The 14568-nt window shown below is 70.4% G+C and carries 16 protein-coding genes; 9 read left to right on the plus strand and 7 right to left on the minus strand.

Annotated features, from left to right (window positions below; translation table 11 throughout):
* Positions 1–128: 128 nt before the first annotated feature.
* On the minus strand, positions 129–1034 hold the full coding sequence (locus tag DEJ27_RS11505; protein ID WP_110860857.1) for an SDR family oxidoreductase: 906 nt from the start codon (positions 1032–1034) through the stop codon (positions 129–131).
* A 94-nt stretch (positions 1035–1128) separates the two neighbouring features.
* Between DEJ27_RS11505 and DEJ27_RS11510 the strand changes: the two genes are divergently transcribed.
* Together DEJ27_RS11510 and DEJ27_RS11515 are read left to right on the plus strand one after the other, a co-directional pair.
* Positions 1129–1701 (plus strand): TetR/AcrR family transcriptional regulator, encoded by a 573-nt coding sequence (locus DEJ27_RS11510; RefSeq protein ID WP_111090957.1) that lies wholly within the window; start codon positions 1129–1131, stop codon positions 1699–1701.
* A gap of 66 nt (positions 1702–1767) precedes the next feature.
* A complete protein-coding gene (locus tag DEJ27_RS11515; protein WP_111090958.1) occupies positions 1768–2982 on the plus strand; it encodes an acyltransferase in 1215 nt (404 codons plus the stop codon).
* A gap of 135 nt (positions 2983–3117) precedes the next feature.
* Here the strand turns inward: DEJ27_RS11515 and DEJ27_RS11520 are convergent, their stop codons facing one another.
* Positions 3118–4101: a DUF2382 domain-containing protein gene (locus DEJ27_RS11520; protein ID WP_111090959.1), complete on the minus strand. Its 984-nt coding sequence runs from the start codon at positions 4099–4101 to the stop codon at positions 3118–3120.
* Between the two features lie 77 nt (positions 4102–4178).
* Positions 4179–4868 carry a hypothetical protein gene (locus tag DEJ27_RS11525; RefSeq protein ID WP_181430142.1) on the minus strand — a complete coding sequence of 230 codons (690 nt, stop codon included), beginning with the start codon at positions 4866–4868 and terminating at the stop codon, positions 4179–4181.
* A 138-nt stretch (positions 4869–5006) separates the two neighbouring features.
* Between DEJ27_RS11525 and DEJ27_RS11530 the strand changes: the two genes are divergently transcribed.
* Complete coding sequence (locus DEJ27_RS11530) at positions 5007–6200, plus strand: NAD(P)/FAD-dependent oxidoreductase (protein WP_111090960.1); 1194 nt, start codon at positions 5007–5009, stop codon at positions 6198–6200.
* Between the two features lie 43 nt (positions 6201–6243).
* Here the strand turns inward: DEJ27_RS11530 and DEJ27_RS11535 are convergent, their stop codons facing one another.
* Both DEJ27_RS11535 and DEJ27_RS11540 read right to left on the minus strand, forming a co-directional pair.
* Positions 6244–7113 (minus strand): UbiA family prenyltransferase, encoded by an 870-nt coding sequence (locus tag DEJ27_RS11535; protein WP_110860867.1) that lies wholly within the window; start codon positions 7111–7113, stop codon positions 6244–6246.
* Positions 7114–7155: 42 nt separating this feature from the next.
* Positions 7156–8742 (minus strand): long-chain fatty acid--CoA ligase, encoded by a 1587-nt coding sequence (locus DEJ27_RS11540; protein ID WP_111091016.1) that lies wholly within the window; start codon positions 8740–8742, stop codon positions 7156–7158.
* A 74-nt stretch (positions 8743–8816) separates the two neighbouring features.
* Here DEJ27_RS11540 and DEJ27_RS18145 point away from each other — a divergent pair, with 74 nt between their 5' ends.
* The 3 genes from DEJ27_RS18145 to DEJ27_RS11555 all read left to right on the plus strand — a co-directional run bounded on the left by DEJ27_RS18145 (position 8817) and on the right by DEJ27_RS11555 (position 10655).
* Positions 8817–9401: a recombinase family protein gene (locus DEJ27_RS18145; RefSeq protein ID WP_111090961.1), complete on the plus strand. Its 585-nt coding sequence runs from the start codon at positions 8817–8819 to the stop codon at positions 9399–9401.
* Between the two features lie 379 nt (positions 9402–9780).
* The gene (locus DEJ27_RS11550) at positions 9781–9996 is read left to right on the plus strand and encodes a hypothetical protein (RefSeq protein WP_111090962.1); all 216 of its coding nucleotides are present in this window, start codon (positions 9781–9783) and stop codon (positions 9994–9996) included.
* 182 nt (positions 9997–10178) lie between these two features.
* Positions 10179–10655, plus strand: a complete 477-nt coding sequence (locus DEJ27_RS11555) for a GNAT family N-acetyltransferase (RefSeq protein ID WP_111090963.1) — start codon at positions 10179–10181, stop codon at positions 10653–10655.
* A gap of 104 nt (positions 10656–10759) precedes the next feature.
* On the opposite strand, the gene DEJ27_RS11560 is transcribed toward DEJ27_RS11555, so the two are convergent.
* Positions 10760–11134 carry an HIT family protein gene (locus DEJ27_RS11560; RefSeq protein WP_111091017.1) on the minus strand — a complete coding sequence of 125 codons (375 nt, stop codon included), beginning with the start codon at positions 11132–11134 and terminating at the stop codon, positions 10760–10762.
* 72 nt (positions 11135–11206) lie between these two features.
* The gene (locus DEJ27_RS11565) at positions 11207–11947 is read right to left on the minus strand and encodes an SDR family oxidoreductase (RefSeq protein ID WP_220035386.1); all 741 of its coding nucleotides are present in this window, start codon (positions 11945–11947) and stop codon (positions 11207–11209) included.
* Between the two features lie 59 nt (positions 11948–12006).
* Here DEJ27_RS11565 and DEJ27_RS11570 point away from each other — a divergent pair, with 59 nt between their 5' ends.
* From DEJ27_RS11570 to DEJ27_RS11580, 3 genes are all read left to right on the plus strand, one after another.
* The gene (locus DEJ27_RS11570; RefSeq protein WP_111090964.1) at positions 12007–12576 is read left to right on the plus strand and encodes a TetR/AcrR family transcriptional regulator; all 570 of its coding nucleotides are present in this window, start codon (positions 12007–12009) and stop codon (positions 12574–12576) included.
* Between the two features lie 105 nt (positions 12577–12681).
* Entirely contained in the window at positions 12682–13524 is an 843-nt protein-coding gene (locus DEJ27_RS11575) for a helix-turn-helix transcriptional regulator (protein WP_111090965.1), read from the plus strand.
* Between the two features lie 82 nt (positions 13525–13606).
* On the plus strand, positions 13607–14530 hold the full coding sequence (locus DEJ27_RS11580; RefSeq protein ID WP_111090966.1) for an SDR family oxidoreductase: 924 nt from the start codon (positions 13607–13609) through the stop codon (positions 14528–14530).
* Positions 14531–14568 lie beyond the last annotated feature (38 nt).

The following is a 14568-nucleotide window of genomic DNA, read 5'->3' on the forward strand; positions in this document are numbered from 1 at the left end:
CGTGGGACCGGCCGACGCGGAACGACGATGTCGCTGTCGGGCGACGTCGACACTGTCGCTGCGCGCGCTTCGCAACAGTGCGCGCGTGCAACGAACGACGTCGTCGCTGTCGTTCGACGTCAGCCGTCCTACGCCACCCGGACGTCGAAGTACGCGCCGGCGGCGATGTCCTGGAGCAGCCCCGGGCCGGTGGGCCGCCAGTCGAGCAGCTCGCGCGTGGCCTCGGACGTGGCGGACATGTCCATGCCGAAGAACGACGCCATGAACCCGAAGTGCGCGGGCGCGTCAGCGGGGTCGATCGAGGCGACGGGAAGCCCGAGGCCCTCGCCGATGGCTTCGGCGATCGCCCGGGTGGGGATGCCGGTCTCCGCCACGGCGTGCATCCGCGTGCCCGCCGGCGCCTGCTCGAGGCCGAGCCGCACGAGCCGGGCGGCATCGGCGACGTGCACGGCGGCCCAGCGGTTCGTGCCCTCGCCGATGTACGCGGAGACCCCGTGCTGCCGGGCGGTGGCGACGATGTACGCGACGAACCCGTGGTCCCCCGGGCCGTGTGTGGTGGGGCTGAAGCGTGCTGCGACAGCGCGGACGCGCTGCTCCACGAAGTCGAAGCCGCGATTCTCGCCGCCACCGCGCGGAGCGTCCGGACCGACGAAGGGGTTGGGGTCGGCCTCGGTCGCCGGACGCCCTGAGGCGAGCCCGGCGACCCCGGCGGCGAACACGAACGGACGATCGCTGCCGGCGAGCGCTGCGCCGATCGTCTCGATGGATGCACGTTCAGCGGCGTCGGACACCGCCGGGTTCGCGAAGTCGTGCTTGTTGGCGAGGTGCAGGACGCCCTCGGACTCGGCCGCACCACGGTGGATGACGTCCAGGTCGTCGAGGTCGCCGCGGAGCACCTCGACGCCCTTCGCCGCGAGTGCCGCGGCCGATGCGTCGGAGCGAGCGAGCCCCGTGACGACGTGACCGGCGGTGAGCAGGTCGTCGACGGTGTGTGAGCCGATCCAGCCGGAGGCCCCGGTGACGAACACGTGCATGAGCGTTCCCTTCCGCAGTGTTCACAACCTGATGTCATGAACTGACATCACCGTAGCACTCGATGTCAGCCACTGTCATCAGTAGACTGCGGGGATGGTTCGTTGGCAACCCGGCACCCGCGCGCGACTCCAGGCGGTCGCCCTGCAGCTGTTCGCCGAGCAGGGGTACGACCGCACGACGGTGGCCGAGATCGCGGCGGCGGCCGAGGTCACCGAGCGCACCTTCTTCCGGCACTTCGCCGACAAGCCCGAGGTGCTGTTCGCGGGACAGGACGGATTCCTCGCCATGTTCGTCGACCCGATCACCGCCGCTCCCCAGGGCACCGCGCCGTTCGAGCTGATCCGCCTCGCGCTGGACGCCAGCGCCGACTTCTTCCCCGAGGACCGTCGGGGGTGGTCCCGTGCGCGCCAGCACGTGATCGACGCGAACGCGGCCCTCGGCGAGCGGGAACTCGGCAAGCTCGCCACCCTGAAGGCCCGCCTCGGCGAGGTCCTGCGTAAGCAAGCGGTGCCGGAGCCGGTCGCGACGATGGCCGCCGAGGCCGCGGTCACCGTGTTCCACCTGTCGTTCGCCCAGTGGATCGCACCCGACGAGGACCGCCCCTTCGCCGCGATCGCGCACGAGCGACTCGATGCCCTGACGAGCCTGGTGCACCCCGCTCGTTGAGACTCCTCTTACCCGCGAGGAGGACCCTGGTCGGCGACACGCAACCGAGCAGCGCGGGGAGGGACCATGGCGACGACCACGCTGACCCACGCGCCGACGCAGGCGCAACCACAGCACCCCACGGCCACCCCGGCGCACGCCGGGGCCGGGTCGTCGCAGGCTCCACCACCCCCGCTGACGCACCGTGCACCCGCGCTCGACGGACTCCGGACCCTCGCCATCCTGGTGGTCGTCCTGTACCACCTGCACGTGCCGCAGTTCGAGGGCGGCTTCATCGGCGTGACGGTGTTCTTCGTGCTGTCCGGCTTCCTCATCACGACGCTGCTGCTCGGCGAACGGCGTCGCACCGGGCGGGTGCGCCTCGGCTCGTTCTGGGTGAAGCGGCTGCTCCGCCTGTACCCGGCGCTGCTCGCGTTCGTCGTCGTCGGGCTGCTCCTCTGGAACTGGGTCGGTGACTACAAGGGCGCGTCGCTGTCGTCCGGCGAAGCGGCGTTCATCGCGCTGACCTACACGGGCAACCTGTTCCGCGCCTTCTGGGACACCTCGCAGGGCGTCTTCGCGCACACGTGGAGCCTGTCGATGGAGGAGCAGTTCTACCTGGTCTGGCCGCCGGTCCTGGTCCTGCTCGCCGCACTCCGGGTCCGCCGCCGCTGGCTGCTGACGGGGCTCGGGGTCCTGGTCGTCGGGGCGTCGGCGGCGTCGTGGGCGAGCTACCGCAGCCCGAGCGGCGGTGCCACGCCCGACGTCTACTTCTCGCCGGTGCTCGGGGTGGTGCCGCTCGCGATCGGCTGCGGGCTGGCGCTGCTGCTCGACGACGAACGGGTGCGGGTGCGGGCCGCCGGGGTCCTCGGGCACGTGGCGACCTGGCTCGGTCTCGCGCTGCTGGTCGGGGTGCTGCTCTGGATCGACGACGACTGGACCCGGCACGCGTCGACGTTCGGCATCGTGCTGCCGCTGACCGGGTTGATCGCGGCGGTGGCGATCGGCGGGCTGGTCTCGGTGCGTTCCCCGGTGTCGGCCGCCCTGGCCTGGACACCGGTGTCGTGGTTCGGTCGCCGGGTGTCGTACTCGGCGTACCTCTGGCACCCGCTGGTGATCGCGCTGCTCGGCACCTTCGCGATCGGTCCCTGGGGCACGGTCGGCCTGGTCGGCGCCGTGGTGATCGTGTCGATCGGTGCCGCGTACGCCGTCGAGGTGCCCGTCGAGCGGTTCCGCGCACGGGTCCGAGCGGGTCGCGCCAGGGCCGAGCGCGGCACGCACGTCCGCGACGTGACCGGCTGACGTGACCGGCTGACGCAGCGGGAGCGGGGCCCTGGCCCGGGGCCACGGACGGACGGGAGGCGCGGTGCCGGCTGGCACCGCGCCTCCCGTCCGTCCGCTCTCCCGTTCTCGGTCCCAGAACGCGTCGGCGACGCTTCAGCGACGCGTCGTGCCGTCCTGGTCGAGGTCGATCTCCTCGTGGGAGACGTCCTCGGAGACCTGCTGCTGCTCGGTCACGGTCTCCTTGCCGACCCGGACCCGCTCGACCGGGACGGTCTCCTTGTCGACGACGACGCGTTCCTCGTTCAGCGTCACCTCGTGCTGCTCGTCCGACAAGGCCGGGCCGTCGAGCGCCGCACCGGCATTCGCGTCGGTGATCGGCTCCGTCTCGACGCGGAGCTCCTCGTGCTGCACCGGCACCGTGACGTTCTGCTGCTCGGTGACGACGTGCTTGCGGAGTCGGACGCGGCCGGCGGGGACCTGCTCGGTACCGACCTCGAGGCGTTCCTCGGAGCGGGTCATCGCGTCGTCGGTGTCCGGACCCGAGGTGTCGTGTCCGGCCGAGCGGGTCGTGCCCTGCCCGGTCGACGCGGACGAACCCTGCCCGGTGGATCCGGACGTGTCGCGGCCGGCAGCGCCCGCCGTCAGATCGGGGTCGGTACCGGTCGTCGCATCGGTCGCGTCGGAGGTCCCGCCGGTCTGCTGGTCGGCTTGCTGGGCTGTCTCCTGCGGTGCCTGCTGCCCGGCCTGCTGCCCGGTTTGGTGCCCGGTTTGGTGCCCGGTTTGGTGCCCGTCCTGCTGCCCGGTTTGCTGCCCGGTTTGGTGCCCGCCGCCGATCCCGTAGTGGTCGAAGACGCGGTCCTGCTCCTCGTCGCTGAGCTCGCCGTCGCCTTCGACCCGCGGAGCGTCCTTGATCTGGTCCTTGCCGTAGGCCACGCGGAGTTCGTCGCCACTGAGGTCGGCTCCCTCGAGCGGCACGAAGGACTCGGACCGCCCGAAGAGCCCGGTGCTGACGCTCGCGAAGAGCGGGTGTCCGTCCTGCTGGTCGACGTAGACCTGCTTGACGGTGCCGACCTTGGCACCGTCCGGATCGGTGACCTGCGCGCCGAAGACGCTGTTCAGGTTCGTGGAGTCGATCATGGTGTGTTCCCTTCCGTGCTGACGTGCTGACGTGCTGACGTGCTGACGTGCCGTCCTGCGGTCGTGGCGGCCGGCGCTCAGCGGCCGAGGCCGACGCGGTCGACCCGGCGGTGGTAGCGCATCCCGAGGATCCCGCCGAGGACGGCCCCCACCAGGCTGATGACGGCGACGACGACCGCCGTGACGATGCCCGTCACGGTGAGGGTGCCCTCGTCGATCGGGATCCGCGGGAAGCTGTTGAGGTTGCCGAGGACGTTGAACTGCGACCCCGCGACGGCGGTGACCACCGCCACGACGACGGCGATGACGACCGCCCAGATCCACACGGCGATGCCCTGCTTCGCACCGGCGAACCGGGCCATCCGTCCGGCGACGTACCCGCCGCACAGGTAGGCGACGAAGAGGATCACGGCCAGGGCGATCGCACCGACGATCCCGACCACGTCACCGTTCCGGGTCACGTCCTTCGCCGCGTCGTCGACGTCGCCGCCGTTCTGGCCGAGGCCGACCCCGGCGCCCACCGCGCTGAGGATCGCCGTCAGGATGAGGGCGGTGCCCGTCGCGGTGAGCCAACCGAAGAAGGCCGATCCCCACTTGAAGCCGGAGAACTCCTCCTTCTCGCGCTCGAGCACGGTCTCGCGCTGGGTCGCGCCGCGTTCCGCCGGGACTGCTCGGGTCGCGCCGTCGGAGTCGTGCGCCGGCCCGGTCCCTGCGTCCCGCCGCGCGGCATCGAGGTCGGGTCGGGTGCGGTCGTCGGGTGTGCTCATGGTCAACCTCCAAGGTGCTGGTCGTCCCCTCGGCGGAAGGCAACTCCGGCGCACGTGTGAGGCCGGACAGACGCCGGCACCGGACTGCGCTCTCGGTACATCCGGCCCGGCGGCACCGTCGCTCCGTAGGCTCGGCCCGTGAGCGCGGAACGAACGGACGTCCTGGTCGTCGGAGGTGGGCCCGTCGGCCTGTTCCTCGCGACGCTCCTCGCCAGGCGGGGTGTCGACGTCCGTGTGTGGGAACGACGGGTCGAACCCCCGACCGGTTCGCGGGCCATCGGCATCCACCCGCCGTCCCTCGACGCGTTCGCCGAGATCGGGCTGGACGCCGCGGTGCTCGCCGAGGCCTCGCTGGTGCACGCCGGAGTGGCCAGGAGCCGCGGTCGGACCCTCGGCACCCTGCGCTTCGAGCGAGCCTCGCCGACCCATCCGTACGTGGCCACCCTCGACCAGCACCGCACCGAGTCCCTGCTCCGGGCCCGGCTCGGCACCAGCGCACCGGACGCCCTGCGCACCGGGACCACCCTGACCGCGTTGTCCCCGCACACCGACCACGTCGACGCCACCGGGACCGGACCGGACGGCGACACGGTGACGATCCGCGCGGGCTTCGTCGTCGGTGCCGACGGTGCCCGGAGCGTCGTCCGCGATCTGCTCGGCATCGGCACGACCGGACGCGAGTACCCGGACCGCTACGTGATGGGCGACTTCGCCGATCCAGAGGAGCCGTCAGCCCGGTCCGCCGCGCTGGTCGACGTCGGCCCGGACGGCGTCGTCGAGTCCTTCCCGCTGCCGGGTGCACGGCGCCGGTACGTCGCCCTGGTGCCGGACGACGACGCCTTCGCGGCGGCGGAACGCGGCGCGACGGCCGCTCCGGACCCCGTGGTCGTCAGACGTCTGGCCACACTCGTCGCGGACCGCACCGGCGTCGTCCCCGACCCCGTGAGCTGCTCGATGACCAGCGGCTTCCGGGTACGCCGTCGCACCGCCGACCGCGTGGGCGTCGGCCGGGTCGTGCTCATCGGGGACGCCGCCCACGAGATCAGCCCGATCGGCGGGCAGGGCATGAACCTCGGTTGGCTCGACGCCGCCGAGCTGGCGCCGCTGCTCGCGGGTGCGGTCCGTACCGGAGTCGCCGGTCCGTGGCCGAGGTACGCCGCCCGCCGTCAAGCAGCCGCCCGTCGTGCGGCCCGGCAGGCCGAGGTGAACATGGCCCTCGGCCGTCCGCTCGGCTCCGTCACGGCGACCGGCCGGGAGGCGCTGCTCCGGACCGCCCTGGCACTGCCGACCGCGCACGGCCTGGCCCGGCTCTACGCGATGCGCTGGGCCTGACGGCTCGCGTCGGGCGCGCAGACGCGCAGCGTGTTCCGCGTCGTCAGGCGACGAGTCGCGCGCCCGCGAAGCCGAGCTCGACGACGAGCACGAGGGACGACGCGATGACCAGCCGGAACAGGATGCGTGATGCCCGTCCCGCGAGCACCAACCGGACGCCGACGACCGCGAGCCCGGCCACCACGACGGCACCGAGGACCGCGAGCACGACCCCGAGGCCCCGCACCGGGTCGTCGCCGAGCACCTGTCCGCCGAGCACCAGGGCGGCCGCGACGACGAGCGAGGCGAACGCGACGATCCCCGCGCCACGGAGCCCGAGCCGGTGCGGGAATCCCCGGACACCGGTGGCGGCGTCGTCGACCAGGTCGGGGAGCACGTTCGTGCAGTGGATGGCGATCCCGAAGACGGCACCCGTGGCGATCGCCCACCACGCCGGCCACTGCCCCTCCGGCCCGGCCGCGACGGACACGACGGGCAGCAGCCCGAACGCGACGACGAACGGCGCCACCGACCACACCGAACGCTTCAGCCCGGCGTCGTAGGCCCACCCCGCTGCGACGAGCACCAGGTGCGCGACCGCGGCGACGGGACCCAGGAACAGCGAGAGCACCACGGCGGCCCCGGCCGTGGCGTACGCGGCCGTGCGGACGGTGCCGACGGCGATGAGCCCGCGGGCCACCGGCTTGTCGCTCCGCCCGACGGCCCGGTCGCGGTCCGCGTCGATCCAGTCGTTCGCCAGGCCGATCGACAGCTGCCCGGCGACGACCGTCAGCGCCACCAGGACCACGAGCCACACCGGGTGTCCGACGGCCGCGGCGATCACCGCGGCGAGGACAGTCACGGTGACGGTGGGCCCGGGATGCGACGACGCGAAGAGCAGTCGGACGATCGAAGGGGCGCTGCTGGCGGTCACCCGGTCAGCGTACGGATCGCCCCTGCGCGGTCGTGGCAGGGATCACGGAACGGCCGTCACCGCGACGCCGAACCGGTCGACGAGCTCGCGCTTGAGCACCTTGCCGCTCGGACCGAGCGGCAGCGCGTCGAGGACGTGCACCACCCGGGGGTACTTGTACGCGGCGATCTCGGCGGCGACGAAGTCGACCAGGACCTGCGGCTCGACGGACGCGCCCGCGTGCAGGACCACCGCGGCCTCGATCTCCTGCCCGTGCACCGCGTGCGGCACGCCGAACACCGCGGCCATCGCGACGTCGGGGTGGGTGGCGAGGACCTCCTCGACCTGCCGCGGGTACACGTTGTAGCCGTTGCGGATGATCATGTCCTTGGTGCGGTCGACGATCGTCAGGTACCCGTCGTCGTCCTTCGTACCGAGGTCACCGGTGCGGAACCACCCGTCGACGATGGCCTCTGCGGTGTCCTCGGGCCGGTCGAGGTACCCGTTCATCAGGTTGTGGCCGCGGATCACGAGCTCGCCGATCTCGCCGCGCGGCAGCATGACGATCGCGTCGCGGACCTCGGGGTCGGCGATCTCGACGTCGACGCCCCACACGGGGGTACCGATCGTGCCGGGCCGCGGGGGCCGTCCGACGTGGTTGAAGGTGGCGACCGGCGAGGTCTCGGTCAGCCCGTACCCCTCGTGGATCGGCGCGTCGAAGACCTGCTGGAACCGCTCGAGCACCGCGAGCGGCAGCGAGGCACCGCCGGAGATCGCGTACCGGAGTGTCGGACGGGCCTCGGAGCGGGTCGCGGCGTCGAGCAGCGCCATGTACATCGTCGGGACGCCCATGAAGATGCCGCAGCCGTGCTCGACCATCGCGGCAAGCGCCGAGTCGCCGTCGAACCTCGGCAGCATGACGAGCGTCGCGCCGGTCCGGAACCCGGTGTTCATCGTGCAGGTCTGCCCGAACGTGTGGAACAGCGGCAGGGCGCCGAGCAGGACGTCCCCGCGGTGCATGTCGAACGTGGTCATCAGGTTCGTGTTGACCTGTTCGAGCAGCGAGAAGTGCGAACCCTCGGCACCCTTGGGCTGGCCGGTGGTGCCGCTCGTGTACAGGATCGTCGCGGTGTCGAACGGGTGCCGTGGCACGTAGGTGTCGAGCGGCACGCTCTGCTGCGCCAGCGCCTCGAGCCGGTCGGGGCCGACCGCGGACCCGTCGTCGGTCGTCGCCGGCGCGAGCACGGTCACGACGTCGACACCGGCGAGCTCGGCACCGGCAGCGCCCTCACCGAGCAGCGGGGCAGCACAGACGAGCAGGGTCGCTCCGCTGTCGCGCAGGACGTACTCGATCTCGCGGCGCTTCAGCAGCGCGTGCACGGGCACGGCCACCGCGCCGAGGGCCAGTGTGGCGTAGTAGACGCGGGGGAAGTCCGCGACGTTCGGCACGAGCATCGCCACCTTCGCCCCCTCGGTCACACCCCGCGCGCGGAGCGCCCCGGCGTAGGCCAGGGTCTGCGCCCACAGCTCGGCGTACGTCGTGCGGACGTCGCCCACGATGACGGCGATGTCGTCCGGGTAGCGCGCCGCCGACTCGGCGAGGATGGCTGCGACCGACGCGGTCGCGCGGGTGGTGTGGGTGTCGTGCATGCCCGTCTCCGTCTTCGTCGACGACCTCGTCGTCGTCACAGCCGATCCTACGACCGGCCCCGGAGTGGCGTCCGGTGACGACGTGTCGGTCTCACCCGGCAGCCGACGCCGTCGCCGTCGCCGTCCGAGTCGCACCTGCTGACCGACTCGCGCGCTCCCTCGGCGACCTCCGCGACGAGATCACCACCAACGGAGCCTCCGTCGAGTTCCTGAAGGAGCAACAGACCGACAGTCGCGACACCGACGACGCGATCGGTCGTCTCAGGCTCAACCTTCTCCGCGCATTCGCCGAGTTCGAACGCACCCCGATCCACGAGCGCCAACGCGAACGCATCCGGATCGCCAAGGCCGCCGGCAAGTACAAGGGCCGCACCCGCAGGCTCAACAACGACCAGGTCAGCGAAGCACGCCGCCTCATCGGTACTGGCGTCCCCAAGATCATCGTCGCCCGGAACCTCGGCATCGACCGCACCACGTCGCACCGGATGCTCGTTCATGTAGCGTTTAGCGCCCCTTCACCGGGCATTTTCGCGGGACAGGCATGCGGCATCACCCCAGATCAGGCAGCAGGAGGCACCGGGCCCTGTCGCAACAGCTGTCGTGTAGCGGTGGACGACCGGCTTACGGGACGCGCTCGAGCAGGTTCCGGCGCACTATGAACGTGTGCGTGTGTTGACGACTCAGACTGTGGCGATGGGTGTCTCCGCGGAGCAGGAGGCGAACTGGCCGCGGCTTGCCGCCGTCGCGGTCCTGGCACCTGAGGAGGGTCGCGAACCTGTTCCCGCGGTGTGGTTCAGGACAGATGAAGGAGCGAGTGGGCTAATTCCGGTTTCCGAACTCACTCCCGTGACCTTTACTGATGGCGAGCAACCGCCTCGATTCATCGGGACAGTGATCGCGCTCGGCCCCGACGCCGCTCCGTCGGCTTGAGCGCTGTCCGGGCGTCAATCCCCTTCGTGATGCTCCTGCTATGGCGTGACACCGCATCCCTTGGTTGCTCTCGTTCCGCCGCCACCGGATGACACCTACGCTCGCGTCATGACCGACCGCGACGATGCAGCTCGCCCTACTCCGAAGACGTGGACGACGAACTACCGCATCCCAATTGCGGTTGGCAGTGGGCTCCTCGGCGTGTTGTGCGCCTGGGCCTTGGTTGCCGGCGGCACAACCGAGAAGTGGGTCGGCGGGATCGGGCTCATCGTTCTGATTGCGTGGGTGGTCGTCTTCCAAGCGCTCTATCGCCGCGGCTACTGATCGCACCGCCCTGCGAGCGTCGGCTGGCTCAATAGCCGATCGTCCCCCTGGATACCGTGGACACATGGACTGCTTCGCGAGCTGGCGCACGCGCGACTGGAGGGACGGCCCCGGCCGTCGCTCTCCTCCACCCCGAACCCTGGGCGTGGAGCCTTCAGACTGCTCACGAGAGAAGCACAACCATGCACATCCGCGACTGCACCCCGCTCAACCTGCCCGCGCTCACCGCGCTCACGATCGATGTCTTCCGGCCCCTCCTCGCCGGCTCACTCGTACAGCTACGGGCCGAAGTCACCGCGCACGACCACCGGCATTGGGAAGACGACTACCGCCACGAGGTCCCCTCCCTGCTCGCTCCCGATGAAGGCCGCTTCATCACACTGGCGAAAGAACACGGCAAACCGCTCGGCTACGTCGGCTGGAACACCACAGGCGCATCGTCTGGACGACTGCAGATGGTCGCCGTGCACCCTGACGCTCGACGGCGCGGAGTCGCGCGAGCGCTCTGCTCGGCGGCGTTGACGAGGCTTGAAGAGCTTGGCGTCACCGTGGTGCACGTCGAAACCGGCGGCGACGAGTTCCACGCACCAGCACGAGCCCTCAACGAATTCCTCGGCTTTATCCCGTACCCGACCGTCGACTACGCCCGGACACTCTGATCCGAGCCGGGAGGGCCGCCGATTGCGGCCCTCCCGGCTCGATTCAGTCGCTCCCGACGACGTCTCGATAGCCGATCCTCTTCCGGGTGCTCTCGAGGACCGATTTAGTAGTGGCCCCGCCCTATCACCGCATGTCGGACGCCACCGGCAGGTGAGGCGACGTCTCCGTCGAACCGGGGGATGACGTGCATGTGAGCGTGGAAGACGGTTTGGCCGGCGGCTGCTCCGTCATTGAACCCGACGTTGTACCCGTCCGGGTGATGGTCGTTGTCGAGCTGGCCCTTCACGGCTGTGACCAGCTCTGTCATCGCTGCGATCTCGTCTGCCGTCGCGTCGAACCAGCTCACGATGGTCCGCTTAGGGATGACGAGGGTGTGTCCTGGTGACACTGGGTGAGCGTCGCGGATCGCGAAGGCCAGCGCGTTGTGCGTCACCCATTCTTCGCGTGGAACCTGCTCGAACACCGACGTCCTCGTCATGCGCTCACTCAACCCCGTTTCGACGTCTCGCTCAACCATCGACTACCGGGCCGCCGATTTGGTTTTGGATCTTCAGCCCTGTGCGGTGGGTCGGACGATGATCTCGCCCACGTCGACGCCGTCGGGCTGCTCGATGGCGAACGCTACGGCGCGTGCGATCGCTTCGGGCGGCATCGCAATGGCATCGCGCTGCTCGATGAGTGCCGCAGCTACATCGGCGCTCGCGCCGACGCCCACGCCCTCCGTGTTGGTCATCCCTGGCGTGATGACCGTGACGCGGAGCGACGGGCCTGCCTCTTGGCGCAGCCCTTCGGAGAGGACGCGGACAGCGGTCTTCGTGGCCGCGTAGACGCCCATCGTCGGGACGATCCGGTGCGCCGCGGTGGAGGCGGTGTGGATGAAGTGACCGGACCCCTGAGCCCGGAACACCGGCAGCGCGGCAGCGATTCCGTTGAGCACCCCGGTGAGGTTCACGTCGATCATCTGCTGCCAGTCGTCGACCCGGATCTCGTCAAACGGCGAGATCGCCATGCTGCCGGCGTTCGAGAACAGCACGTCGAGTCGACCGAACTGCTCACGAGCAGCGCTGACGAACCGCTCGAGGTCATCTCGTCGCCGGACGTCGATGGGGACCGCGACAGCCCGGCCCCCGGACTGTGTGATCTCCTCGACCAACGACTCGAGACGCTCCGCCCGACGAGCGCCGAGGACGACGTCGGCCCCGGCGTGTGCGAGGCGCCGAGCAGTCGCTGCACCGATGCCGCTCGAAGCGCCCGTGATCGCAATGGTCTTGCCCGAGATGCCGTTCATCATGATTCCTCCAAGTAGAGTAAGCGGACACCTGTCCACCACTGAGGGAGCATAACGGACACATGTCCACTTCGTCGAGTCGTCCGCATGCTGACCTTCGCAGAGACGCCCAACAGAACCGCGCACGCATCGTCGAGATCGCACGTGACGCCTTCGCCGCCGACGGATCCGCGACGATGCAGTCCATCGCCCGCGCAGCAGGAGTGGGACAGGGGACCCTTTACCGGCGCTTCCCCACGCGCGAGGCGCTCCTGGTCGAGGTGTACCGCGACGACTTCGAGGCACTGACGACCGCGGCGCGCAAGCTGCTCGAGCACCACTCACCGCTCGAGGCGCTCCGTCGCTGGTTCGAAGCCCTTGCGGCGTTCGGGCACATGAAACACGCACTCTCCGACGTCCTGGACGCGGTGACCCGAGCGGAACTGCACGACGAACAGTACGACCGCATCCTCTCGGCGGTCGCTGCGCTCCTCGATGCCGGGAAGGCCAACGGAGAGGTACGCGCCGACGTCGCACCGGACGAGGTCTTCCCGCTCCTGAGCTTCCTCTGGCACGTCGCTCCGCAAACTGAGGCGCGCACCGGTCACCTCCTCGACCTCGTCGTCGACGCGCTGCGCGAACCGCGCCACTGAACCTCACGGCGCCCGGTCGGCTATTGAGGCCTGAGGGTCGAGACGTGCGGAGCGGTGGATTGTCGAGTCGTGGATACCGCGGAGGAGATCCTGTAGGACGGACAGGTGATCGACCGCCCTGCCCTGGCCGAGTTCCTCCGACTTCGACGCAACGCGCTGCAACCGGAGGACGTCGGCTTGCCCCCTGGGTCTCGGCGTCGCACCGAGGGACTTCGGCGTGAGGAAGTTGCGGCGCTCTGCAACATGTCGACCGACTACTACGCCCGACTCGAGCGAGGCACCGGGCCGCAGCCATCAGAGCAAATGGTCGCCGCGATCGCGCAAGGCCTGCACCTTTCCATGGACGAACGGGACCACGTGTTCCGCCTCGCCGGGCAGCACCCGCCCCTGCGCGGGACTGCGAGCGAACACGTCGGGCCCGGGATGCTGCGGATCCTGGACCGGCTCATCGACACCCCGGCCGAGATCGTCTCGGAGCACGGGGAAACCCTCCGACAGACGCCACTCGGGAAGGCTCTGACCGGTGACGCCATGCAGCGCACCGGGTACGCGCGGAGCCTCGGGTACCGGTGGTTCACCGACCCTGCCGCGCGAGAGCCGTACCCGGAGGACGAGCAGCTCGTGCTGTCCCGCGTGTATGCGGCCGGGCTTCGCGAACTCGTCGCAATGCGGGGACCAGGCTCCCGTGCCGCGGCCATGGTCGACGAACTGCGGGACAACCCGCAGTTCCGTGTGGTGTGGGACCGGCACGAAGTCGGGGTCCGCCTGCCCGAGGTGAAGCGATTCTTGCACCCGGCGGTCGGCGCGCTCGAACTTGCCTGCCAGACCCTCCTCGACCCGGATCAGTCGCACCGGATGCTCGTGTACACGGCCGTTCCGGGGAGCCTCAGTCACGAGCGGTTGCAGCTGCTCGCGGTGATCGGCACGCAGGACCTCTCGAGCCACTGACCGACGGGTCCTGGATGTCATCACGAGACCCATCGAGCATGACAACGACCCGTTCCTGCTCGCCGTCCCGGAAGGACACACCATGCCAGCCACGCCACACCTCGACATCCCAGACCTGACCGGACGTCTGGCAGTCGTGACCGGCGCCAGTGACGGCCTTGGCGCCGTGATCGCCCGACGCCTCGCTGCCGCCGGTGCGGAGGTCGTGATGCCGGTCCGCTCCAGGGAGAAGGGCGAACGGGTGGCTGCCCAGATCCGTGCGGTCGTGCCAGACGCGGCGCACCGGATTGCCACGCTCGATCTCGCCCGGCTCGACTCCGTCGCCGCCCTCGTGGCGGAACTCCTCGACGAGGGGCGACCGATCCACCTCCTGGTGAACAACGCCGGCGTGATGCGTCCGCCGGCGCGGCAGGAGACAGCCGACGGGTTCGAACTGCAAGTCGGGACGAACCACCTCGGGCACTTCGCCCTCACGCTCGGCCTCCTCCCGCTTCTGCGGGCCGGACGGGCACGGGTCACGCACCAGACAAGCGTCGCCGCTCGACGGGGCACGCTCGACTTGGCGGACTTCGCCCATCAACGCCAGTACGACGTGATGCGGGCCTACACCACGTCGAAGATCGCTGTCGGCCTCTTCGCACGCGAGCTCGACGCTCGCAGCCGCGCGGACGGGTGGGGCATCAGCAGCAACCTCGCGCACCCCGGTGTGTCACCGACGAACCTCCTCGCCGCCCAACCCGGCATGGGTCGGGAGCGTGCCGGTGCGGAACGCCGCGCCATCGAGCTCCTGTCGCGCGTCGGGGTGCTCGGCACAGTCGAGAACGCTGCCCAGCCCGCACTGCTCGCGGCGACGGGCCCTGACTCACACGGCGACGCGTTCGTCGGCCCGCGACGTACGGTCGGCGGTGCGCCGACGCTTCAGCCGATGTGGCGGCCGTTCACCGACATGGAAACGGCACGCACCCTGTGGGACCAATCCGCCGAGCTGACCGGTGCCGAAGCTTGACCACCCACCCCTCAAGCAGGCGGATCGACGACGGCATA

The sequence above is a fragment of the Curtobacterium sp. MCPF17_018 genome (assembly GCF_003234135.1).
Lineage (GTDB): Bacteria > Actinomycetota > Actinomycetes > Actinomycetales > Microbacteriaceae > Curtobacterium > Curtobacterium flaccumfaciens.

Coding starts and splice junctions, on each gene's coding strand:
- DEJ27_RS11505 (WP_110860857.1), bottom strand. CDS start 1,034: ATGCACGTGTTCGTCACCGGGGCCTCCGGCTGGATCGGCTCACACACC.
- DEJ27_RS11550 (WP_111090962.1), top strand. CDS start 9,781: ATGACCGACCGCGACGATGCAGCTCGCCCTACTCCGAAGACGTGGACG.
- DEJ27_RS11515 (WP_111090958.1), top strand. CDS start 1,768: ATGGCGACGACCACGCTGACCCACGCGCCGACGCAGGCGCAACCACAG.
- DEJ27_RS11510 (WP_111090957.1), top strand. CDS start 1,129: ATGGTTCGTTGGCAACCCGGCACCCGCGCGCGACTCCAGGCGGTCGCC.
- DEJ27_RS11570 (WP_111090964.1), top strand. CDS start 12,007: ATGTCCACTTCGTCGAGTCGTCCGCATGCTGACCTTCGCAGAGACGCC.
- DEJ27_RS11525 (WP_181430142.1), bottom strand. CDS start 4,868: ATGAGCACACCCGACGACCGCACCCGACCCGACCTCGATGCCGCGCGG.
- DEJ27_RS11555 (WP_111090963.1), top strand. CDS start 10,179: ATGCACATCCGCGACTGCACCCCGCTCAACCTGCCCGCGCTCACCGCG.
- DEJ27_RS11565 (WP_220035386.1), bottom strand. CDS start 11,947: ATGATGAACGGCATCTCGGGCAAGACCATTGCGATCACGGGCGCTTCG.
- DEJ27_RS11520 (WP_111090959.1), bottom strand. CDS start 4,101: ATGATCGACTCCACGAACCTGAACAGCGTCTTCGGCGCGCAGGTCACC.
- DEJ27_RS11540 (WP_111091016.1), bottom strand. CDS start 8,742: ATGCACGACACCCACACCACCCGCGCGACCGCGTCGGTCGCAGCCATC.
- DEJ27_RS11580 (WP_111090966.1), top strand. CDS start 13,607: ATGCCAGCCACGCCACACCTCGACATCCCAGACCTGACCGGACGTCTG.
- DEJ27_RS11560 (WP_111091017.1), bottom strand. CDS start 11,134: ATGACGAGGACGTCGGTGTTCGAGCAGGTTCCACGCGAAGAATGGGTG.